The organism is Paenirhizobium naphthalenivorans (genome assembly GCF_007992095.1).
Classification (GTDB): Bacteria; Pseudomonadota; Alphaproteobacteria; order Rhizobiales; family Rhizobiaceae; genus Allorhizobium; species Allorhizobium naphthalenivorans.
The window spans coordinates 1-526 of record NZ_BJZP01000138.1; the positions used below are offsets into that span (position 1 = coordinate 1).

The 526-nt window shown below is 62.2% G+C and carries 1 pseudogene; it reads left to right on the forward strand.

What is annotated here, in order from left to right:
* Positions 1 to 195: 195 nt before the first annotated feature.
* A pseudogene (locus RNA01_RS23575) lies at positions 196 to 526 on the forward strand (bifunctional Delta(1)-pyrroline-2-carboxylate/Delta(1)-piperideine-2-carboxylate reductase); the annotation flags it as partial.

Consider the following 526-nt stretch of genomic DNA (forward strand, 5'->3'; position numbering starts at 1 on the left):
CCCACCCCCCCCAGACCAAACCAAAGCCACAAACCAAAACCACAAACCAATGACCGTCAGGAACACGAACCGGCCTTGCCCCCAACCCGGCGCGGCGGTTCCCGATGCCCGCGGCGCTGAGCCAGGCGCCGATTGACGCTTGAACAGCGCGCCGCTCTTGCTAGTGTCGGCGCGCATTCGACCAAGGAGAAGAGTATGCTGGTACTGCACGAAGGCGAAACCGCCGACGCCCTCAAATGGGCAGAACTGATCGACGCAATCGAACGGATGTTCCGAAGCCAATGCGTCATGCCGGTTCGCCACCATCATGATGTCGCCGTGCCGGGAGAAGCGGATGCCACATTGCTGCTCATGCCGGCATGGGTACCGGGCGACTATATTGGCATCAAACTGCTATCGGTCTTCCCCGACAACCACACGCGCGGACTACCGGCAATCTACGGCAGCTATATTCTCTCCTCCGGCAAGACCGGCAAGATGCTGGCCGTGGTCGACGGTGGCGAGCTGACCGCGCGGCGGACCGCAG